The sequence below is a fragment of the Actinoplanes sp. TFC3 genome, from assembly GCF_001553785.1.
Classification (GTDB): domain Bacteria; phylum Actinomycetota; class Actinomycetes; order Mycobacteriales; family Micromonosporaceae; genus Actinoplanes.
On the sequence record NZ_LOJP01000001.1, the window covers coordinates 4,066,392 to 4,086,338 of the forward strand.

Genomic DNA, 19,947 nt, shown 5'->3' on the forward strand with positions numbered 1-19,947 from the left:
AACCCACCCGGCCGGTGCACCCGGGTCAGGACATCGGCGTCGCGGTGACAACCACGTTGTCGCGGTAGTGGCGGGTCCGCTGGTCGAACGGGCCGCCGCAGGTGATCAGCGTGAGCCGGACGTCACCGTCGCGGGCGAAGTACTTCTGCAGCGGGATCGCCGTCTTGCGGTACCGCTGCCGGGCCACCACCTGGAACGTACGAGAAATGCCGCCGGTACTGGTGAGTTCGACCTGGTCGCCGGCCTCGAGGGAGCCAAGCCGGAAGAACGCTCCTTCGCCTTCCTCAGCACTGTCCACATGACCTGCGATGACGATGGAACCCGCGGCGGCCGACGTACCGGGCCCGAACTTGTACCAGCCGACGCGGTCCACGCTCGGGGGTACAGCAAAGTCGCCGGTCTGCTCGTCGATGCCCACGGCATCAACAGCGGCGGTCAGCTTCAGCGCCGGAATGGCCAGCCGGGTGGGTGAGTCGGGTGCGGTCGCCGCGGGCCTGCCGTGCTGGATCGGTACGGGACCGGCGGTGGACGGCGCGGGTGCCGGCGCCACCGGGGACGCGGTCGCCGCCGGCGCACCGAAGTCAGCGGCAGGCTTGGAACGGCACGCCGCCACGCCGGCGGAGGTGGTGAGCAGCGCGCCGAGAAGCAGAAGAAGCAGGGCACGCCCCGGCGAGCGCCGGGACGTGCCACGAAGTCCGCTCATCGACGGGCGGCCACGAGCCGCGAAAGCCCCAGCAGGCCCAGCAGGACACCGGCGATGCCCACGCCGTACCAGGCCGGCGCCGGTCCGCGGTCGGCTTGACCGCCGTTTCCACTGGGCACGCCACCGGGCGCCGAGTGCAGCCCGCTGATCGACTGCGTCACCAGGTCGAGAGTCTTGTCGTCGGCCGAGCCCACGGCGTACACGATCGTCGCCGTTCCTTCCTTCAGGTTCAGGTCGGCGGGCCCGAGCACCCGGGTGCTTGTGCCGGCCAGCACCACGTCGGCGGACACCGTGCCCGCATCGATGTCGGCCTTGGCCTGTTCGGGATTGCTCAGACCCTCGAACACCGGCTTGCCACCGGCGCGCACGTCGACCTCCGGGGCCGCCGCGGTGTGCCGTACGACCAGCCGCGCCTGGCCCGCAGCCAGCTTGGCGGTGTCGTTGACGAACGGGGTCAGCACCGGCTTGCCGTCCACGCTGAGGTGGGCAACCAAGCTGATGTTCGCGCCACCGGGAACCTTGGCGTCATCGACGGTCAGCAACGCGTCGCCGATCGCGTCGCCCGGCTTGGTGAGCGCGATGTCGTACTCGCCGGCGGGCAGGCTCAGCGGTCCGGCGACCTTTCCGGGCTGAAAACCGGGAATGGTCTTCTTGCCGTTGACGTAGACGTCCACCGGCTGGCCCGGTATGCCGTGCACAACGGACACCTGGGCATTGGCCTTTGCGGCGGCGGCGGGGCTGGATGCGAACGCTCCGGCGGTGCCGAAAGCGATCAGGGCCACCGCACCGACCGCGGCCGTGCGGCGCAGACTCATGACGAGCATCAGGACTCCCTCTGACAACGTATTGATCCGATGTCCTGGTCTTCGACGCGGCGGTGGGAGGTGGATGCGAACCCGGATGTGATAAATCTGCTGCATCCAGGAAGCGGTCGCGGACCGAAACAGGCACGGGAACGATGACGCCGAGGGGAGGATGATGAGCTCCGACGACGAGCTCGCCGAGCGCTTGCGCGACGGCGACGAGAAGGCGTTGCGAACAGCGTACGAACGGCACGGCGCTGCGGTGCTCCACCTGGCTCATCGGCTGCTGGGCAACCAAGCCGACGCCGAGGACGTCACCCAGCTGACGTTCGTGGCGGCTTGGTCCGGGCGGGATTCGTTCGACCCGCAGCGCGGCACAATGCTGGCCTGGCTGCTCGGCATAGCCCGGCGCAAGACGATCGACCGGATTCGTTCGATGGCCCGCGACAACCGGGTGACCGAGACCGTACGGGCCCAGGTGGCGCCGCCGGAGGAGCCGGAACGCCCCGAGCAGATCGTCGACCGGCTCGTGGTCGCCGATGAGCTGAGCCGGTTGCCTGCGGAGCAGCGGCGCACGCTGGAGTTGGCGTTCTTCGACGATCTGACCCATCCGCAGATCGCGGCCGTCACCGGCATGCCGCTCGGTACGGTGAAAAGCCATATCCGCCGGGGACTGGCGAACTTGCGACGTCGTTGGGAGGTGGACGGTGCAGCATCTCGACCCCGATCGATTGGTACTTCTCGCGCTCTCTGAGCAGACCGCGGAGTCCGACGAGACCGGCCACCTGCAGCGGTGCGAGCCTTGCCGCGATGAACTCGACACGCTGCGCACCGTTGCCGGCCTCGGCGCCGAGAGCCAGGGGCTGAGCAACCTTCCCGCGCCGCCGGAGCATCTCTGGCAGCGCATCGAGGCAGGCATCGCTGCACCCGTCACCCCGGTCGCCGACGTCACGCCACGGCCGGAGCGCAACAGCCGGCCGCGGCGCCCCTGGCTCGCGCCGGTGCTCGCTGCCGCTGCTGCGGCGGTCCTCGCGGTGGTGGGCACGGTCACGGTGGACCGCTACCTCCGGCGCCCTCCGGCCGAAACCGTAGCCGCGCGGGCAACGCTGTCGCCGCTACCCACCGTGCCGGCAGCCGCCGGCGGCACGGTACAGGTGCTGTCCGACGGTCAGCTGCGCATCGACATCCGGAACCTGCCGCTGACCACCGGCTTCCACGAGGTCTGGCTGATCGACCCGGACGATCCGGCGAAGATGGTGGCGATCGGTAACCTGCCCGAGAAGCCAGACGCGGTGCTGCCGGTGCCGGTGGGCGTCGACATGAACCGCTACCGCTTGGTCGACGTCAGCGACGAACCGCACGACGGCGACGCGACGCACTCCGGCCGGAGCCTGCTGCGCGGCACCTTGACCTACTAGGCAGCCCGGCGCCGCCAGGTCCAGGTTCACTGTGGAACGCATCCGGGCGACCGCGGGGATCCGGCCGCCGGGGAGCCTGGCCCGAGCGCACCGGCTGGTCAGCCGGACGTGCTGGTCGGCTGCGGTGTCCCCGGGATCCGCGTGGTCTCGCTGTCTGCTTCCCGTTCGCGGTGCCGCTCGAATCCGCCGCCACGGCTCTTGGCCCGGTACATCGCGAGGTCGGCGTCGCGCAGGACCGCTGCCGGGTCAACGCCGGGGACTCCCCCGGCGGCCCCGAAGCTGGCCCTGACAACACGGTGGTGCCCGTCGAGGTCGGCGGGCTGGGCCAGGGTGGCGTGCAGGCGCACGATGATGTCATCGACGGCCTCGCCGGTGAGGTCGTGGAACAGGATGACGAACTCGTCACCGCCGAGGCGAGCCACGGTGTCCTGGCTGCGGACCCCGCACCGCAAGGTGTCCGCGACGTACCGCAGCAAGCTGTCCCCCGCTGCATGCCCCTGGGTGTCGTTGACGCTTTTGAAGCCGTCGAGATCGATGACCGCCACCGTGAAGCCGCCGTTCGACGGACCGTGCTGGGCGGCGGCGGTCAGCCGTTGCTCGAACAACGACCGGTTGGCCAGCCCGGTGAGCGCGTCATGCGTCGCGTCGTGCTGCAGGCGTTGCTGAGCCTCGTCGAGACGGGTGAGCAGCGTTTCGTTCTGGTGGAAGGTCAGGATCTGCCGTCCGATCACCAGCACGGTCAGGCTGACGCCGGCCACGGCGATCAGCATGCGGTCGCCCGTGTCCTGCTGCATGGTGAGAAGCATCAGCGTGTCGGTCGCCGCGACCGCGGTGTAGGGCAGCAGGCTGAACCGGCGGCGCGGCCGGGTGGCCCGTTCCTCGGTGCCGGACTCGGACAGCAGGTCACGGCGTGCGGCCCCCGCGATGAGCAACACGGCTACCGGCACGATCAGCAGGCTGGGGTCGATGTACGCCGGTGGCACGAGCACGACCACCAGGGCCGTGCCGAGCCCACCGACGCCCAGCGCAGCGCCGAGCATGCGCAGTGCGTACGGATCGAGCACGCTGGTGCCGGCCAGCGCGACCTTCGCGATGATCAGCAGACAGATCAGGCCGGCGATCATCAGCGCGATGCTGGCCACCACCGTCACCGGGTTGCGGCCCGGCGCGGCCAGGATCGCAGTTCCGGCAAAGTGCCACAGGAAGGTCGCCGCGGCCACGGTGACCGTGCCGAGGTCCAGCCACAGAGCCGCTCGCTGAACCCGGTTGTGCGTCCCGGCCGGAAGCAGAACCAGCGCCCACATCATCAAAGCGACACCGGCGGCGTGCAGGCCGGCGGAGGTTACGCTCATCCGAGCCGTCATCGACAGGTCGGGTTCCACCGAGTCGATGATCCGGGCGATCATCGAGATCGCGAACACGGCAAGGGCCACGGCCACGCGCCGCCAGAAGATGCCCGCGATCGTACGTCCGCCGCGAGCCTTCGCGGCCTGCCAGCACACGAGCACCGCGCAGAGAACAGCCGCCGGCGTCAGCAGCCACCCCAGCAGAATCGGCTCGACCGGTTGCACCATGACCATCAAGAACCACGCCACGGCCGCAGTGCAGGCCGCCGTACACCAGCGCATGACTCGCGGCGCCGCAAGCGGGCCGTGGTGGGCTGGCTGAATCATGACGACGTGCTCCCCGCAACGGTGTCTTCCGTGCCGCTTGCTGTGCCGCGACAGTCACCTCTTCGGCAGGTCAGCGGGCTAATTGAGGTCGACGTCGACCTTGATTCGCCCATCGCCGCAGGCCCGCCCACCAACCGGGGCCCTCTCAGGGCTTGGACCCTGCCCCGGGCTGCCGATCTGCATACCGAAGAGGTGGGAGAAACCCGCACGACGTCCGCGCTTGCGCCGAACGACGCCGAGCCGAAGGAAGAACCACCAAAGGAACCCGGCGCTGCCTCATGCGCTACCTCGCCCGCCAGCTCCTCCGGACCCTCGAAAGGCTCCATGCCGAGCCCGATACTTGCTCGCAGGCCACTTGAAGACCCAGCGGAGTCTGCCGGTCCCCCGTCGGCTGGTGCGGAGGACCGCGGGCATGGGCGGTAGCTGCCGTGCGCGAGCCGGCGCGCTGCGCAACCGTGATGGCCGGCAGCCCGTACCTCGTGCGTTGCGGGATGAGAGCCGGGCGTTCCGGCCGGGGTACCGGGATTTCGCTCTGATCTCCCGATCATCAATACGCGGACGGCTCCGTCCGGCGGTCTGGTGTTTCGTTCGCGGAATTGAACACCGATCGACAAAACATTGATCAAGCGAATTACTCTGGTAGGCTCGCAATACGACCGGCAATGTGGTCGACCGGCTCAGCGAATTGCTCATGCGAGCACCATTCGACACCTTGACGAGCACGTCGAGCAGGACGGTCCGATGTCGTGGTGGACTCGGCCGGGACCGTGCGCGACGTCCCGCTGGCGCGGATGAGTGACGAGCAGTGGCATGCGGTGCTGGACACCAATCTCACCGGCTCGTACACGGTGTGCCGGGCCGTGGTCGCGATCTCATACGGCCCCCGCGCCACCTACGTCACTGGGCAGGTGCTACAGGTGGGCGGCGGGATGACCGGTTGACGTCCGGTTACCGTTCTCCGACGGGGGCTTTGGGCGGTGAGAGCGTCGTCCGCAGCGGCCAGCCGATGAACCAGACGATCATGATGATGGTGGCCTGCACGGTGTAGCCGAAGACCGCGGGGCTGTCCAGGCTTTCGCCGGAGACCAGTCCCAGCACGGCGGTCCCCACGCAGGTGATGGCCCACGCGACGAGGCACCGCAGCCAGGCCCGCCACTCGTAGCTGACCTTTGCCCGGCCGTACCGGGGTGGTCTGGGCGGCGGCGGCCCGCCGGCGAACCGGTGCGCGAACCGGACGTCGGCCCAGCGCACCAGATCCGGTCCGAACGCGACGCTGAAGCCCAGGTAGACCGCGGCCAGTCCGTGCACGGCGGCGAGCTGCGCGCCGCTGAGCAGATCGGCGATCGACGCGGCGATCAGCACGAGGTCGGTCACCGGGACGCACACCAGCAGGACGGCGCCGAGTCGTTTGCGGCGCAGGATGTAGCGGGCGAACAGGCCGGCCGCGAGGATGGCCCAGAAACCGACCTCGCAGGCGATGATCACGGCGACGATCACCGGGCTGCTACCTCCGCGAGCGGGGCGGCCTTGACGCCGGGCCGGTCACCGACGGCGTGGGCGCCCCCCGTCGACGTGCAGGATCTCACCGGTGGTGGCCGGCAGCCAGCCCGGCAGCAGGGTCACGCAGCTTTTGGCCACCGGAACGAAGTCGGCGGGGTCCCAGCCCAGCGGGGATTGCTCGTGCCAGGCTTGCGCCTGCCGGGTGAAGCCTTCCCGCCTGCTCTCGCCGATGCCGAACGCGGCCATCGTGCGCAGCGGGCCGGCCGCCACCAGGTTCACCCGGATGCCGGCGGCCCCGAGATACGGCGCCAGGTAGCGCGAGCACGCCGCGGACAGCACGACGGCGAGCTGGACGTGCTCGGGCAGCGGATGGGACCAGTGCCGGAACAAGCTGGCCGAGCCGCCCGCGTGCGCGAGGCAGATCAGGTCGATGCTGGTCGGCGTCGAGCGGGCACGCGTACGTATCCATCGGGACACGTTTCCTCCTTGTCAGCGGGTCAGCGGTCGTTGCCGGGCTGCTCCCCGGTGATGGTGCGGTCCATTTCCTGCACGAGCAGGGCGGCCTGTACGCGGGAGCGCAGACTGAGCTTGGACAGCACCTTCGAGACATGGGTCTTGACGGTGGTCTCACCGATGAACAATTGCGCGGCGATCTGCGCGTTCGACAGTCCCTCACCCAGGCAGACGAGGACGTCGCGTTCCCGCTCGGTCAGCTCGTCAAGCCCGGTCGCCGGCTTGGCCAGCGGCATCGGGTCGGCGCTCGACGCGAACGCCGAGATGAGCTTGCGGGTGATCTCGGGGGCCAGCACGCCGTCGCCGGCCGAGACCACCCGGACCGCTTCGGTCAGGGGGCCGGCCTCGACCGACTTGAGCAGAAAGCCCGCCGCGCCGGCCCGCAGCGCGCCGTACACGTACTCGTCGAGATCGAAGGTGGTCAGAACCAGCACCTCGCAGAGCCTCTCGGAGGTGAGGACCCGGGTTGCCGCAATGCCGTTCATGCCCGGCATCCGTACGTCCATCAGCACCACGTCCGGATGCAGCGCCCGGGCCTGGGCGATGGCCTCGGTGCCATCCGCGGCCTCGCCGACGACCTCGATGTCCTTGGCGTTGTTGAGAATCAGCGCGATACCCGCCCGCACCGAGCCGTGGTCGTCGGCGACCAGCACTTTGATGGTCACGCCTGGCTCCCGGTGGTCGGCAGGATCGCGCGGACCTGCCAGCTCGAGCCGTCCGGACCGGCCGAGAAGCTGCCGCCCACCACGGCCGCGCGTTCGCGCATGTTGAGCAGGCCTCGGTGCGACACGCCGGGATGCGCGACCGTGGCCGACGTTCCGGCCAGGTCGTTGGCCACCCGCACGATCAGGACGTCGAGCTGCTGCCGGATGTCGACCAGGGCTTTGGTCTGCGGAGCGTGTTTGGCCACGTTGGTCAGCGCCTCCTGGGTGATGCGGTATGCGGTCAGGTCGACCGCGGCGGGAAGGGGAACATCGTCGTCGAGCTGGCATTCGACCTCGACCTCGATCCCGCTGGCCCGCGCCGACTCCACCAGTTTGGGCAGGTCGGACAGGCGGGTCGGGGCCATCGTCTCGTCCGAGGCGGTGCCGTCGGCGCGCAGCAGCCGCACCATGGCGCCCATCTCCTCCAGCGCTTGGACGCTGTTGAGGCGTACGGCGGCCAGTACCCGGCGGGCGGTGCCCGGGTCGTCGTCCATGGCCAGCACCGCCTCCGATTGGATCGCGATCGCCGACAGGTGCCCGGCGATGATGTCGTGCAAGTCCCGGGCCATCCGGGCGCGTTCCGCAACGATCGCGGCGGACCGGTCGAGCCGGGCGATCTGGGCCAGCTGGGCGGCGTTGGCCCGCTCCACTTCGGCGATGTCGCGGTGCTGGCGAACGTTGGCCGCCCACCAGATCGGGATGACGATGAACGGCAGTGCGGTCACCGCGGCGATCAGCGGCACCCGCCAGTCGCGCTGCAGCACGAACGCCAGGGTGATCAGGGCCAGCAGGCCCACCGCGGCGATCGGCGCCATCTGCCGGTGCAGCCTGCGCGGCCCGTAGAGCGTGGCTGTGTAGAGCAGATCGGCGAAGACCAGCAGCACCGGGATGGTCGGGCCATGGAAGCAGTCGACCGCGAGGATCACTCCGCCGAGGCTCAGCGCGGCGGCCGGGGCCAGGCGCCGGAAGAACTCGACGATGCAGATCGCGATGAACAGCGCCACCCGTAACCACATCGGAGCGAGGTCGGCCGTGCCCGTCACGTACAGCGGATAGAGATCGGCCAGGTAGAGCAGGCCACCGGTGACCACGGAGGCTCCGACGATGAGCGCCTCTTGGCTCAGCAGCGGCCATCGCGACAGTTTCAGCATCACATCGAGCATGTCAAATACATAAACGTCAGAATATCACGTACGGGAAAAAGGCGCGTCCTACTAAATGAGGAGACGATTCTCATTCCCCTTATGGATGGCAATGCGGCCCGGCTCGGCCAGAATGGACGCAGTGCCGGTGACCCGAAAGAGGTTATTCGATGAGCCCGGAAAAGCAAGGCACCAATAAATGGGCACCGTGGTGGGTTTACCTGATCGTCATCCTCGGATGCAACTACGTGAAGCAGTACCTGGTGCGGGACCTGCCGGTTGCGGTCAACGCGCTGATCACCGTCGTGCTGGCCGGAGCGCTGTTCCTCGTTATCACGGCGATCTACCGCGGCCTGAAGGGCGCTGACCGCCAGCGTCACTGACCAGCCGGCTCCGGTTCCCCCGTACGAAGCAGGCGTCCATAGGGCGCCTGCTTCTTGCCGTGCCGGGACCGACCCAGGACATCGCCGGCCCGAACAACAGCAGCAGCAGGTAGGCCAGGGCGGCTTCGGTCAGGCTGCCTCGCCGTTGTCGCCACGGCAGTCGGCCAAGGACAGGAAGACGTCGTCAGGCGGGGCCGGTGCAGCGACACGTCGGTGACCGCGACGCCTGGCACGTCCAGGCGGTTGAGCACCTCCACCAGCACCTTGGTGCCGCAGACGACCAGGACGTGGGCACGCCGCAGCTGGGGGTCGACCACCGGCTCGCTCGCGCCCAGCTCGGCCAGCGTCGACGTGCCGTACCAGCCCGGCGTGTTCCGCAACAACTGGTTCTATCGACAGCTCTTCGCACGCCACCACCGCGGCTTGGTCTGATTCCAGGGCGTCGCTATCGGCGGCGTCCTGCTGCCGGCACCGCCGGGCAAGGCCAGGGCGTAGCAGTGGTGCGCAGGGGAACCAGCGTTCCGGCTGAGGCTGCCGAGCTGCACCGGGGAACCCTCAGGTTTGCTGCGCACCGGCCGATGTGAGCTGGAGTCAACACGTGGAGGCAGGGTGGATACGCGGCGTCGACGGGTCGCTGGAGCCGGCCTCCTGCGCGATCCTGTATTGCTCGGTCTGCTCGTGGTGACCCTGCTCAGCTTTGCGCTGTTCTTGCTCTTCGACGGCGACAAAACCCGGCAGACGCAGTTCTTCTGGCTCGGTCAGGTGCCGCTGGACGCCGCGCTCAGCATCGGTGCCTGGCGGCTGCGCTTTCTCACCGCTGCCGAATACCGCCGGTTCTACACCAGCATCTCCTTCGCCGGGGCTTCCTTCGCCATCGGCGACAGCTTCCAGTGCCTGCACAACTTCCTGGTCCCGTCCGCCGCCTCAACCGACGGCGGCCAGGTGCAGTCGGTGTTCTTCGCGATCGGCATGTCCAGCAACGTGCTCGCCTGCATGCTGTTCCCCCAAGGCCTGCACTCGGCCCGGGAGAAGCTGGTCTTCTGGCTCGACGCGGCCACCGTACTGGTGGGTGGCGGTGTGATGGCGTGGTGCTTCGCCGTGAACCCGGTGGATCAGCACGTCAACCGGGTGACCGCGAGCCTGACCGCGGCGCTGGTCATCGTGGGTGCGTTCTCGGCCACCAAGGTGTCCCTGATCCCCCGCCCTCCAATGACCCGCAGCGCGGCGTGGCCGATGGTCTGCGCGCCGGTCGTGCAAGGTGTCGCCGCGTTCCTGCCCGGCTCGTTCCAGCACCCCGACCGCTTCTACGTGTTCATGGTCCTGCTGCTGCCCTCGCTGCTGATCGCCGCCGGGCCCCGCATCCAGGAGCTCACCGTACGTACCCAAGACGATCGGGAAACATCCAAGCGCAAACCGTACAGCCTTTTGCCGTACGGGATGATCGCCCTAATTTTCGTCGTGTTCTTCATGGTTCTGCCCTCCGACGTGTCGACCCGCCTGTGGGGTGCAACCGTGGGGGTCGTGCTGCTCACGAGCCTGGTGGCGATCCGGCAGCTGATCGCGTTTCAGGACAACGTCAAGCTGGTCGGCCGGCTGGACGTGACGCTCGGGCACCTCACCGAGCGTGAGACGCAACTGCGCAGGCAGGCCAGCACCGATCAGCTCACCGGACTGGCCAACCGGGCCCGCTTCACCGAGGAGCTGAGCCAGGCCCTCGCCGGGCACGCAAGCACCGTTGTCCTGCTGGTCGACCTCGACGACTTCAAGACGGTGAACGACACCATGGGCCACGCGGCCGGTGACGGGCTGCTGACCACCATCGGCGACCGCTTGCGGGCAGCGGTCCGTGAGGGCGATCTGGTGGCCCGCCTGGGCGGCGACGAGTTCACCATCCTGCTGCGCGGCGCGACCCGCGAGGCCGCCGACCGGATCGCCGCCGACATCCAGCGCCGCCTGGCCGAGAACGTCGACCTGCAAGGCCTCATCGTTTCCCCGCGGGCCAGCATCGGCTTGGCCTGCGCCGGCCCCGGCGACGAGCCGGACACCCTGATCAGCAACGCCGACATTGCCATGTACGAGGCGAAACGGCGCGGCAAGGGTACGAGCGTGCACTACACCAGCGAGATGGGCGCTCGGATCAGCGCCGAGGCTGAGATGATCCGCGAGCTCGCGGCGGCCATCGAGGCCGGGCAGTTCCGGCTCGTCTACCAGCCGATCGTGCGGCTCAGCGACCTGAGCACCACCGGGGTGGAGGCGCTGATCCGCTGGGAGCACCCGGTCCGCGGCACGGTGTCACCGGTCGAGTTCATCCCGGCGGCCGAGCGCTCCGGGCTCATCGTGGCCATCGGGCGGTGGGCCCTGCGCGAGGCGTGCCGGCAAGCCGCTCGCTGGCATGCTGAGTTTCCCGCTGCGGCGCACCTGGTCGTCGGCGTCAACGTGGCCGGCCGTCAGCTGCGTACCGAGGGCTTCGTCGAGGAGGTGGCGGACGTGCTGTCCAGCACCGGGCTGCCACCGGCGTGCCTCACCGTCGAGGTGACCGAGACGGCTGTGCTCGATGACGAGGAATCGGCGGACGCCATGCTGCGCCTGCGGGCGCTGGGCGTGCGGCTGGCGCTCGACGACTTCGGCACCGCCGCTTCTTCGCTGGGGCTACTGCTCACCACCCCGGTCACCACGCTCAAGCTGGACCGCTCCTTCGTCGAGTCGATCACCACGGTCAGCCGACAGGCGGCGGTCGCTACCGCGGTCAGCCAGATGGCCAGCGCCCTCGGCTTTTCCTCGGTTGCCGAGGGCATCGAAACCGACGAGCAGCGCTTGCTCCTGCAGGGCCTCGGCTATCAGTACGGGCAGGGCTACATCTTCGCCCGGCCGTTGCGCCCCGAGCAGGTGGCTGAACGTCTGTCGCTTGAAGCAACGGCACCGGCGCGGGCGCAGCAGGATCTTCTCGTCGCTGACTGACGGCAGCTGGTCAATTCCTCACGTCCGGGGCGTCGGTGCCGATGCGTGTAGGTGTGCAGGCCTTCGACAGTCACGAGGCGGATTACTGGACTCGCCAGATCCGGATCGGTGCTGCCATCGCGGGCTTCATCACCATCTTGGGCGCTGTGCGGATCGCGCTGGACTGGGATCGCGAGCTGCGGTGGTTCGGGATCGTCTTCGCGGTGGCCGCGGTTTTCCAGGGGGCCTGCTACTTCCTGCCGTGGCGGCGGTACGTTCAGAACGCCACGGTGCGCCGCTGGCTGGTGCTGTGGTGGATTGCCGAACTGCCGGTGCTGCTGGTGTTCGGCCTCAAAGACCCGGCCGGCACCGACGCCTACCTTCCCGGCGCCGTCCTGGTCATGATCACCCTTGCGGCGTTGTACACGCCCCAGACGGTGATCAAGACCGGCGCCGGGATGCTGGCCTCGTACGTTGTGGTGCTGGTGGCCTCGGGTCGTGACCTCAATCCCGTCTCGCTCGCCACGCTGGTCGGGATGGTAGGCGGCGTGGTGGGACTCAACGCGGTCAACGCCTACAACCGCCGCCGGATCGACGGGCGGCGCCGGTCCGTCGAGCATCGCACCGAAATGCTGCTGGAGGCGTCCTCGGATGCGGTGCTGTCGCTGGGCGTCGACGGGTCGGTCTGGTACGCGAGCCCCTCGGTACGCACCATGCTGGGCCACGATCCCCCGTCGACCAGGGCCGACCTCACGCGCCTGGTCCACCGGGAGGATCTGCCGCGCGTGAGCGCCTGGCTGAGCGAGATCTTCGGTGCGGGTCTGGGCTCCACGGCGCGTATGGAGACCCGGTTGCGGCGAGGCGACGGCACCTGGATCTACTTGGACGTCATCGGCGTCAACCGGGTGGCCGACCCCGATGTGCAGGCGGTCGTCATCAGCCTGCGCGACATCGGCACCCGCCGGGCACTGGAGGAGCAGCTGGGCCGGCAGGCCTTCACCGACTCGCTGACCGGGCTGCCGAACCGGGCGTTGTTCCGCGACCGGCTGGAGCAGGCGGTGAACGGCAGTGTGGACGTACCCGTCACTGTCCTGCTCATTGATCTTGATGATTTCAAGCTGGTGAACGACAACCTCGGGCACAGCGCCGGCGATGACCTGCTGACCGAGATCTCGGGGCGGCTGCTGGCCCAGATGCGCCCGAGCGACCTGCTGGCCCGCCTCGGTGGTGACGAGTTCGCCATCCTGATCGAGGACATGACCACCGCGGAGGCCGAACACCTGGCCGGGCGCCTGCTCAGCGAAGCGCGCCGCCCGACCCGGCTGGCCAGCCGGGACATCACGAGCACGCTGAGCATCGGCATCGCCACCAGCCTCGGCGCCGGCGACGTACGGGCCGAGCAACTGCTGCGCAACGCCGACCTGGCGATGTACGCGGCAAAACGGGACGGCCGGGATGCCTGCGCCGTCTTCGACCCCGGCATGCACCACACGGTGCTGCAGGAGGCCCAGCAGCGCGCCGACATGGAACGCGCCCTCGCCGAGGAGCAGTTCCGCGTTTTGTACCAACCTGTGGTGGACATGCAGACCCAGCGGCTGATCGGCGCCGAAGCCCTGGTCCGCTGGCAACACCCCCGCGACGGTCTGATCGGGCCGTACCAGTTCATCGGCAACGCCGAGAGCAGCGGGCTGATCGTGCCGCTGGGACGCTGGGTGCTGCGCGCCGCGTGCCAGCAACTGGCGTCGTGGCAGCGGGACAATCCCCAGGCAGGGCACCTTCGCATGAACGTGAACCTGTCGGCCCGCCAGTTCCAGCACGCCAATCTGGTGGACGATGTCGCCGCGGCTGTCGCCCAGGCCGGCATCGCACCCGGCGCCCTCACCCTGGAGATCACCGAGTCGATGCTGATGCAGGACATCGACGACGCCATCGCCACCCTCGAGGCCCTGCGCAAGGTGGGCGTGCAGCTCGCCATCGACGACTTCGGCACCGGCTATTCATCGCTGAACTACCTGAGGAAGCTACCGGTCGACACCATCAAAATCGACAAGTCGTTCGTCGACCAGGTGCACACGAACGCGGGCGACGTGACGCTGGTCAGCGCCATCGTCGGGCTGTGTCAGGCGCTGCAGCTGCAAACCGTGGCGGAAGGCATCGAGACCGACGAGCAGTGGAAGACGCTGCGCGGCATCGGCTGCGACCACGGCCAGGGGTACCTGTTCGGCGCCCCGGCCGAGGCAGCTGAGGTGATTCGCCTGCTCGACGAGCACGCCCTGCGGTGAGATGACCGTCCGTGGCAGTGCGTTCCCGACGCTCGCGAGCCTTGGCACCCCCTCGGCGATGGGACCACTGCGCCTGAGGTGCCGCTAGATCATACGGCTTCGAACCCGCCACACCACCACACCGATCAGCACCGCGGCGGTGGTCAAGAACAGGGCCGCCTCGATGAGCTGGAACGTCCAGAACCGATCGGCTGGGTGGTAGACCGTGAACTGCTGGATGCCTCGTGCGTGCAGGAACTGGTTGAGGTTGGTGCCGGCCTCGTTTGCGGCATCCTCCAGCTCGTAATAGTCGGTTGCGCTCAGCCTGCGCCCGGTGACGTCCGCATAGCCGTGTTCGATCATCCAGTCAGCGAGGGTGGGCGCGGCTTGGTGCCCTGCCTGGCCATTCGAGCCGTCGACGGGGATGGGCGCCATGGTGGTGAGCGGGGTGGCGTACACGGGACGGGCCAGCAACGCCACCGGCATCCGGGCGGCGAGGAACGCCCCGAACGCGACACCGAGCGCGGGCAGGCTGCGCCGCAGAACTGCTGCACGCCGGAGAGCGTACCGGTCCTGCGGTCGAGCGGGATGCCCAGCTTCGCCAGCCGGCGCTCGGCGAGCTTCTGATCGAACCGCCGGTTGCAGGCCCGGCCGAAGTGGAGCATCTCGGCCACGGTGAAACGCTTGTACAGAGGGTGGTCCTGGGCCAGGAACCCGACCCGGGACAGAGTCTGCGGGGTGCTGGCGGTGACATCGTGGCCGAGGACCTCCACCGTGCCGGTGCTGGGCGCCAGCAACCCGACGACCAGGCGCAGCACGTGGTCTTACCCGCGCCGTTCGGCCCGACCAGAGCAGTCACGCCGCCTGCCGGCAGGGCCAAAGTGCAGTCTTGCAGCGCCCAGCCCTTGCGGTACCGCTTGCCCAACCCGTCAGTGCGCAGCGCGAACTCGGCCGCTGTCACGCCACTTCCTCGTTCCTTGTCTGCTGGTGAACGGAGGTGAAGAGCGCGTTGACCGCCTGCTCGTCGAGGCCGGCCGCGTAGGCGCGGCGCAGCCAGGTGGTCAGGCCGCGGCGCAGCGACGTGTACGTCGAGGCCGGCATCACAGCTGACTGCTGTTCGTTGACGAAGGTGCCCTGGCCGGGTCTGCCGGTGGCCAGGTTTTCCTGCTCCATCTGCCGGTACGCCTTGGCGACAGTGTTCGGATTGATCGCCAAGTCCTCGACCACCTCGCGGATGAGCGGGAGGCGGTCACCGGGTCGAAGAAACCCCAGCAGCACCGCCTGGCGCACTTGCTGGACGAGTTGCAGGGGGCCTGCCATGGCGAAGTTCGTGACGATCGGGTACGGCGACCAGGCGGCCACGACCGCACGCCCTGCGCCATCGCGCATGGCGTAGTCGAGCTGTGGCCCCTGCACGAGTCACCGTGAGCGCCGACCACAACCATGAACTCATCGGCGCAGTCCCACGAGCGCGCTCGGCGGAAGATCCGTGCGCGTGACCTCATTGGTTGGGTCTGGTGGTGCCAGCCCGTGGCGGCCCGTGGCCGTTACTGTGCGACGCCGGCGAGCAGCCAGCGCGCGACGGGAATCTCCAGCAGCACCCGCGGGCCCTCGTGTTCGATCGGAACAGTGATGTCCCAGTCGTACTTGGTCTTGAATCGTCCGATGACGTCCGGCGAGAAATCGTACGGGCGAAGCGTCACCCGGCCTTCCGCCACAATGGGCGCGCCTCCGCCCTCCAGCGCTACGGATACCCGCGGGTCAGACAGCACGTTGCGTATTTTCCGGTTCTTCTCTGCGCTGCATATCCACAAGGTCGAATCGTGGAACACGAACCACACCGGGGTTTGGTGAGGGCTTCCGTCCTGCCTCAGCGTGCACAACCATGCAAGCGGTTCCCGGTCAAGTCGGTCGAGAACACTCTGATCAAGTCGGCTGGACATGGTGTGCATCCTCTCACCGACGTCCTGAGCAGCGGGTCAACCATGATGGGCCGACACCACTGCTGAACTCTGAAGAGAGCTACCGGAACCTGCCGGGAGATCGGCTATCCGCTCAGCAGCATCATCGACCCGAACGGTGGGCACATGAGCCGCCGACAGAAGCGGGGGTTACGGTGAATCATGAGCAATCCGAGGATGAGGCTGTAAATGATCAATGTTCAGGAGTTCGCGCGGCGGCTGAGCACTTTCACAGCTGAGGCGATCACCAGCGACGACGTCGTTGACCTAGCCACCGCCGCTGATGTGCGCATCAGCGCTGACCTCGACATCGATGCCGCCCTGGCGCAGCGCTTGCTCGACCAGATCTCGCCTGCGCTGCCGGTCACCGGAACGCAGATCGCGGCGTCGCAATGGCCGCCACCCATGCCGTCCCGGCCGGCGGCGCCTCCGGTGTCGTTCTCCAGCCCCGGTGCCGTCAACGGCCCGGCTGATCAGCGGTTGCGACCCCGCCGCTCTGGGCCCGCGGGTAGCGGTCGGCGACCTGGCTCTCGACGAACCGACAGATAGAACCTCTGACCCATTCCAGAGTTCCACCGCTGGGATGTCCGCATAGGCGGCCGCCACTTCCCGAACCCGCCGACAACAAGCTTAGAACTTCGATGCAGACCGCGTCTTGATGACACAGAGAGGGGCCATGTCCGTGGTCAGCCGCTGGCCTCGGCGTGACCCTGCGTAGGGCGCGGATCGCGGCAAAAGAGGATGCCGGTTGCGATGATGAATCGACGGTCACGCGTCGCTGAGGGAACTGAACTGGATTCCAGCCAGCCGCCAGCCTTCCGACAATTCGACCCAGGTCTGACTGACGCGAACGGTCAACGTCATCTCCTGCCCGCGCCAGGTCGAGTAACTACGCTGAACGCACCGTATGATCGCCGCGTGACCGTAGAAGCACACCTCTACGTTGCTGCTCTCCAGACTCGTGTAGGCGAATTCAGTAAACTTGCCGAGCCATTGAGCCTTGTCGAGTACAAAGCCCTGTTCTCCGATCGACCGGAAGTCATCAGTCAACAACCCGTCCAGCGACTCGGTGTCGCCTTGCGACTCGGCCTTATCGAAAGCGCGCTGTAGGTGGAGCATGTCGACGGTCATGACCGGATCTTGCCCGACCAGGAGGCCGTGCGAAAGCCTGATCCTGCGAACCGCTCGGCGCGCTCATGCCGATGACGACACGTCCGCTCATCGGCACGAGCGTGTGCCGGGCTGGCCTCCGGACGTGTGTCACACCGCGTCACGGCTCGCTGCCGGCCACCGCGCGCGGTCGGCGCCATGAGAGTTAACTCGTGAACCCCTGCTGTTGAACTGTGAGCCACCGGTGGATCGCGGCGAAATCGCCGTCGGTGAGACCGACGAGTGGGTCGACGCGATGCAGTAAAGCCGGCCCCTGGTGATGGGTCCGGACCCATCGCCGGTCGGTGTCGGTGATCTCGTCGTCGAGCCAAATGAACGGGCGGTCCCCGGCTTGCTGCGCGAGGGGCTTCGTCTTCCAATGCAGGCCGCCCTCGAAGCTTTCGTCCTCTGGGAAGTCGACGACAGGAAGCTCCGGCAGTCCGAGTCGAGGCGCGACGACTTCGTTCGCGTCGGCCATCCAGGTCGTGGCCCATACCAACTGGCATCCCAACGCCAGCAATCTGCGTCCATCCGCTGGATCGAGGCGCTCTACCAGAGGGTTACCCGAAGCCTTCGCAGCCACCGTGGCGGTCCCCACGATGGGCCCATGCCCAGGGAACCGCGCACGGAAGGGGATCAACGGGCCATCGACGTCCAGGTAGAGCAGCGGGCGGTCGTCACGGATGGTCATCCACGGGAACATAGCCCGTCAGACTGCAACGCTATCGAGTGCCCGGACGGCGGCAGATCCGCGCACGTGACCATGCCTGGAATTTAGGCAGACAGCACGCTGTGTGCGGTCCTACCCGTCCGTGGGTCGGCCTAGAGAAATTCGCTCGTCATCCTCAGCGACAAGCTCCGGGCTAGACAGCTCGCTGCGGCTCGACTTCGGGCGGCCTTGCCCACTCGCTCAATCGCTTTTCGACGAATCTACAGTTACGTGTCGACGAAATCGGAGGTAGACCTCACGGTAGGCGTTACGAATCTGAACGGTGTTGATCTCTTCACGTTCTCGCCTTCCGCTGGTAACCCCCCTTAAGTCGAGGTGGACGGCGCCGGCTATGTCCTGCCGCGGTCACACCGGCAAGTACAGAGCGGTGAGCCGGGGCAGGCGGCGGCGCATCTCGGCGTCGTCGTCGAAGTCGAATTCCTCGCCGGCTGGGTCGGCGAATGCTTCCTGATCGGGGTCCTCGCCGGCCTCGTCGAAGATGTTGTCGTAGGCGTGCTCGTCGCCAGTGAGTTGCTCCATGGCCTCGCCTGCCACGGACAGTATCGGCTCGGCGAACACCGCCTCGTCATCGTCTTCGGCGGCAGCCCGGCGGATCACCGGGTGGTCGGCGAGCGCGTCCGGCGAGGCGAGCACGCGCCGGTACCATGCCGGGCCCAGCGCTATGACGCCGGCCCGAAAGTCCATGAAACTGTCGTCGGAGCAGCCGTCCCCGATGAGGTATGCCGCGGCCCAGACATCCCACCGATACAAGGCGTCGTGCAGTCGATTTAGTCGACGGCCGAAACCCATGACCAGGTCCGCCGGTCCGGCTGCCAGACGGTGGACCAATGCCCCGGCGAGCGCTTCGCCGTTGTCGCGGTTGTCGCCGAGCCCTGCGCGTGTTTCCTCGACGATGGTCCAGAACTCATTCTCGTCCACGACGGCATTGTGCACGATCACGAGCAGCCGGACGCCACGACTACGGTGAACCTGAACCGCTCCGCAGGACGGTGACAGTAAGTGGCGAGCGGATCGCGGCAGGTCAGTATGTCGTTCGGTCAGGGAGCAGCGGTCGCATGAACGTCCGTTCGTAGCGAAGAACGCAACCCGACTCGTCCCGGATGCGGTCTGCGGCGATGAACTCCGGGTCGTCGCCGAACCGGGAACGTTAGCGTTCGTACGCTGCCAAGCTTTCGAAGCTGAAAAGCGCCTCAGCTCGATCGCTCGCCCCTTCGGCTGGCAAAAAATAACCATGATGTATCCCACCGTGCTCGGTCACCAGCCGCATCCACTCGCGAGCGAACCGCTCGAACGCCTCGATCTGAGCCGGGTCGATGGTGTAGTGCACGACGCAGGTGATCACGCGTCGATCCTATGGGTCGCCAGCCGCAGTAGCACGCTCGCTCGGCGGCAGATCAGGGCGCAGGACGTCGTATCTGAACCAGGGCCGGCACCGCCTTCAGCGGTGGCTTTCCTGCGGACGGAGTGCGGCCAGCAGGCTGTCGAGTTGGCCCCACGCCCGCGCGCTGGCGAGGTGGTCGATGTAGTCTCGCGATTCGATGATCAGCCCATCACGGATGCGCATCACGAAGACGCATGGAACGCTAAACGCCTCGCCTGTCTCGTTGACCCGCCCTTGGTAGGCGAACTCGGCGACGATCACTTCCGGATCGGCCGTTTCATGGATGGTGATGTCTACCGGCTTACGGTTCAGCGTCCGGGCGACCGGAGGTGGCGCGGTGAAGTGCTCGTGCAATTCATCGCGGCTGCGTAGCGGCGGTGGGTCGAGTGGGTGAAATGGATGCGTCACGTACGTTTGTTCGGCATACAAGTCGGCCAAGTCCTCGTACGGACCGTCGCAGACGCCGTTCACCAGTCGAAGGAAAACTTCGCGTGGGCTGCTCATGCCGGGATTCCTTTGGGTTGGTGGTTTCACTCTGGCGCGCCCAGGGCTACATCCAGGGGACGGCTCCCATCGACGGCACCCTACCGGCCTCGGCCTTCATCTGACTGCCCCAGGCGCTGTCGTGGAGCGGCTCGAGCGCCCTACTTCCGGCATGTCTGCGTACAGCGGATCGTTCCCGGCGATGG

General features: G+C 67.8%; 23 protein-coding genes and 1 pseudogene. 6 read left to right on the forward strand and 18 right to left on the reverse strand.

The genetic code is table 11. The features are described from left to right. Nucleotides 1-25: 25 nt before the first annotated feature. Nucleotides 26-703 (reverse strand): class F sortase, encoded by a 678-nt coding sequence (locus tag TFC3_RS18315; protein WP_067501267.1) that lies wholly within the window; start codon nt 701-703, stop codon nt 26-28. Further along, entirely contained in the window at nt 700-1,527 is an 828-nt protein-coding gene (locus TFC3_RS18320; RefSeq protein ID WP_067501270.1) for a DUF4397 domain-containing protein, read from the reverse strand. The genes TFC3_RS18315 and TFC3_RS18320 overlap by 4 nt, the downstream gene beginning before the upstream one ends. A gap of 154 nt (nt 1,528-1,681) precedes the next feature. Between TFC3_RS18320 and TFC3_RS18325 the strand changes: the two genes are divergently transcribed. Together TFC3_RS18325 and TFC3_RS18330 are read left to right on the forward strand one after the other, a co-directional pair. Then, nucleotides 1,682-2,260, forward strand: a complete 579-nt coding sequence (locus tag TFC3_RS18325; RefSeq protein WP_067507005.1) for an RNA polymerase sigma factor — start codon at nt 1,682-1,684, stop codon at nt 2,258-2,260. Beyond that, entirely contained in the window at nt 2,214-2,924 is a 711-nt protein-coding gene (locus TFC3_RS18330) for an anti-sigma factor (RefSeq protein ID WP_067501273.1), read from the forward strand. The genes TFC3_RS18325 and TFC3_RS18330 overlap by 47 nt, the downstream gene beginning before the upstream one ends. 98 nt (nt 2,925-3,022) lie before the next feature. Here TFC3_RS18330 and TFC3_RS18335 read toward each other — a convergent pair whose 3' ends face one another. Next, nucleotides 3,023-4,519 (reverse strand): GGDEF domain-containing protein, encoded by a 1,497-nt coding sequence (locus tag TFC3_RS18335; protein WP_067501274.1) that lies wholly within the window; start codon nt 4,517-4,519, stop codon nt 3,023-3,025. Nucleotides 4,520-5,334: 815 nt separating this feature from the next. Here TFC3_RS18335 and TFC3_RS18340 point away from each other — a divergent pair. Next, nucleotides 5,335-5,538 (forward strand): annotated as a pseudogene (locus TFC3_RS18340) (SDR family NAD(P)-dependent oxidoreductase); the annotation flags it as partial. A gap of 7 nt (nt 5,539-5,545) precedes the next feature. Here the strand turns inward: TFC3_RS18340 and TFC3_RS18345 are convergent. The 4 genes from TFC3_RS18345 to TFC3_RS18360 are packed head-to-tail and all read right to left on the reverse strand — an operon-like array spanning nt 5,546 to nt 8,477. After that, the gene (locus TFC3_RS18345) at nt 5,546-6,094 is read right to left on the reverse strand and encodes a hypothetical protein (protein WP_067501276.1); all 549 of its coding nucleotides are present in this window, start codon (nt 6,092-6,094) and stop codon (nt 5,546-5,548) included. 45 nt (nt 6,095-6,139) lie between these two features. Then, on the reverse strand, nt 6,140-6,574 hold the full coding sequence (locus TFC3_RS40190) for an SDR family oxidoreductase (RefSeq protein WP_067501277.1): 435 nt from the start codon (nt 6,572-6,574) through the stop codon (nt 6,140-6,142). A gap of 20 nt (nt 6,575-6,594) precedes the next feature. Then, nucleotides 6,595-7,275: a response regulator transcription factor gene (locus tag TFC3_RS18355; RefSeq protein WP_067501280.1), complete on the reverse strand. Its 681-nt coding sequence runs from the start codon at nt 7,273-7,275 to the stop codon at nt 6,595-6,597. Then, nucleotides 7,272-8,477: a sensor histidine kinase gene (locus TFC3_RS18360; protein ID WP_067501281.1), complete on the reverse strand. Its 1,206-nt coding sequence runs from the start codon at nt 8,475-8,477 to the stop codon at nt 7,272-7,274. Before TFC3_RS18360 ends, TFC3_RS18355 begins: the two co-directional genes overlap by 4 nt. A 149-nt stretch (nt 8,478-8,626) precedes the next feature. On the opposite strand from TFC3_RS18360, the gene TFC3_RS18365 reads away from it, so the two are divergent. Further along, nucleotides 8,627-8,839 (forward strand): hypothetical protein, encoded by a 213-nt coding sequence (locus TFC3_RS18365; protein WP_067501283.1) that lies wholly within the window; start codon nt 8,627-8,629, stop codon nt 8,837-8,839. Here the strand turns inward: TFC3_RS18365 and TFC3_RS37150 are convergent. Beyond that, nucleotides 8,833-9,219 (reverse strand): hypothetical protein, encoded by a 387-nt coding sequence (locus TFC3_RS37150; RefSeq protein ID WP_153040286.1) that lies wholly within the window; start codon nt 9,217-9,219, stop codon nt 8,833-8,835. The two genes, TFC3_RS18365 and TFC3_RS37150, sit on opposite strands and share 7 nt — an antisense overlap. A gap of 283 nt (nt 9,220-9,502) precedes the next feature. Between TFC3_RS37150 and TFC3_RS18375 the strand changes: the two genes are divergently transcribed. Both TFC3_RS18375 and TFC3_RS18380 read left to right on the forward strand, forming a co-directional pair. Next, nucleotides 9,503-11,797, forward strand: a complete 2,295-nt coding sequence (locus TFC3_RS18375; protein ID WP_067501290.1) for a bifunctional diguanylate cyclase/phosphodiesterase — start codon at nt 9,503-9,505, stop codon at nt 11,795-11,797. A 41-nt stretch (nt 11,798-11,838) separates the two neighbouring features. After that, entirely contained in the window at nt 11,839-14,058 is a 2,220-nt protein-coding gene (locus TFC3_RS18380) for a bifunctional diguanylate cyclase/phosphodiesterase (RefSeq protein ID WP_067501292.1), read from the forward strand. Between the two features lie 84 nt (nt 14,059-14,142). Here the strand turns inward: TFC3_RS18380 and TFC3_RS38550 are convergent, their stop codons facing one another. The 10 genes from TFC3_RS38550 to TFC3_RS18425 all read right to left on the reverse strand — a co-directional run bounded on the left by TFC3_RS38550 (nt 14,143) and on the right by TFC3_RS18425 (nt 19,762). Beyond that, nucleotides 14,143-14,400: a hypothetical protein gene (locus tag TFC3_RS38550; protein ID WP_173745280.1), complete on the reverse strand. Its 258-nt coding sequence runs from the start codon at nt 14,398-14,400 to the stop codon at nt 14,143-14,145. Next, complete coding sequence (locus TFC3_RS38555) at nt 14,397-14,855, reverse strand: hypothetical protein (protein ID WP_236718190.1); 459 nt, start codon at nt 14,853-14,855, stop codon at nt 14,397-14,399. The genes TFC3_RS38550 and TFC3_RS38555 overlap by 4 nt, the downstream gene beginning before the upstream one ends. Nucleotides 14,856-14,994: 139 nt before the next feature. Further along, a complete protein-coding gene (locus TFC3_RS18390; protein WP_067507006.1) occupies nt 14,995-15,357 on the reverse strand; it encodes a GntR family transcriptional regulator in 363 nt (120 codons plus the stop codon). Nucleotides 15,358-15,584: 227 nt separating this feature from the next. Continuing rightward, nucleotides 15,585-15,989, reverse strand: a complete 405-nt coding sequence (locus TFC3_RS18395) for a pyridoxamine 5'-phosphate oxidase family protein (RefSeq protein WP_153040287.1) — start codon at nt 15,987-15,989, stop codon at nt 15,585-15,587. 276 nt (nt 15,990-16,265) lie between these two features. Then, the gene (locus TFC3_RS40025; RefSeq protein ID WP_255363772.1) at nt 16,266-16,391 is read right to left on the reverse strand and encodes a hypothetical protein; all 126 of its coding nucleotides are present in this window, start codon (nt 16,389-16,391) and stop codon (nt 16,266-16,268) included. 375 nt (nt 16,392-16,766) lie between these two features. After that, nucleotides 16,767-17,129 (reverse strand): nuclear transport factor 2 family protein, encoded by a 363-nt coding sequence (locus tag TFC3_RS18405; protein ID WP_067501300.1) that lies wholly within the window; start codon nt 17,127-17,129, stop codon nt 16,767-16,769. A 184-nt stretch (nt 17,130-17,313) separates the two neighbouring features. Beyond that, entirely contained in the window at nt 17,314-17,838 is a 525-nt protein-coding gene (locus TFC3_RS18410; RefSeq protein WP_236718191.1) for an HAD domain-containing protein, read from the reverse strand. Between the two features lie 384 nt (nt 17,839-18,222). After that, entirely contained in the window at nt 18,223-18,795 is a 573-nt protein-coding gene (locus tag TFC3_RS18415) for a DUF4240 domain-containing protein (RefSeq protein WP_067507010.1), read from the reverse strand. A 229-nt stretch (nt 18,796-19,024) separates the two neighbouring features. Then, nucleotides 19,025-19,219, reverse strand: a complete 195-nt coding sequence (locus tag TFC3_RS39415; RefSeq protein ID WP_236718192.1) for an NIPSNAP family protein — start codon at nt 19,217-19,219, stop codon at nt 19,025-19,027. 96 nt (nt 19,220-19,315) lie between these two features. Then, complete coding sequence (locus tag TFC3_RS18425) at nt 19,316-19,762, reverse strand: nuclear transport factor 2 family protein (RefSeq protein ID WP_067501302.1); 447 nt, start codon at nt 19,760-19,762, stop codon at nt 19,316-19,318. Nucleotides 19,763-19,947: the final 185 nt, after the last annotated feature.

Bases quoted from the DNA above. Each gene is read 5' to 3' on its own strand.
- TFC3_RS18315 (WP_067501267.1), bottom strand. From the start codon at position 703: ATGAGCGGACTTCGTGGCACGTCCCGGCGCTCGCCGGGGCGTGCCCTG.
- TFC3_RS18320 (WP_067501270.1), bottom strand. From the start codon at position 1,527: ATGCTCGTCATGAGTCTGCGCCGCACGGCCGCGGTCGGTGCGGTGGCC.
- TFC3_RS18325 (WP_067507005.1), top strand. From the start codon at position 1,682: ATGAGCTCCGACGACGAGCTCGCCGAGCGCTTGCGCGACGGCGACGAG.
- TFC3_RS18360 (WP_067501281.1), bottom strand. From the start codon at position 8,477: ATGCTCGATGTGATGCTGAAACTGTCGCGATGGCCGCTGCTGAGCCAA.
- TFC3_RS18365 (WP_067501283.1), top strand. From the start codon at position 8,627: ATGAGCCCGGAAAAGCAAGGCACCAATAAATGGGCACCGTGGTGGGTT.
- TFC3_RS18380 (WP_067501292.1), top strand. From the start codon at position 11,839: ATGCGTGTAGGTGTGCAGGCCTTCGACAGTCACGAGGCGGATTACTGG.
- TFC3_RS38550 (WP_173745280.1), bottom strand. From the start codon at position 14,400: ATGATCGAACACGGCTATGCGGACGTCACCGGGCGCAGGCTGAGCGCA.
- TFC3_RS18390 (WP_067507006.1), bottom strand. From the start codon at position 15,357: ATGGCAGGCCCCCTGCAACTCGTCCAGCAAGTGCGCCAGGCGGTGCTG.
- TFC3_RS18395 (WP_153040287.1), bottom strand. From the start codon at position 15,989: ATGCACACCATGTCCAGCCGACTTGATCAGAGTGTTCTCGACCGACTT.
- TFC3_RS18405 (WP_067501300.1), bottom strand. From the start codon at position 17,129: ATGACCGTCGACATGCTCCACCTACAGCGCGCTTTCGATAAGGCCGAG.
- TFC3_RS18410 (WP_236718191.1), bottom strand. From the start codon at position 17,838: ATGACCATCCGTGACGACCGCCCGCTGCTCTACCTGGACGTCGATGGC.
- TFC3_RS18425 (WP_067501302.1), bottom strand. From the start codon at position 19,762: ATGAGCAGCCCACGCGAAGTTTTCCTTCGACTGGTGAACGGCGTCTGC.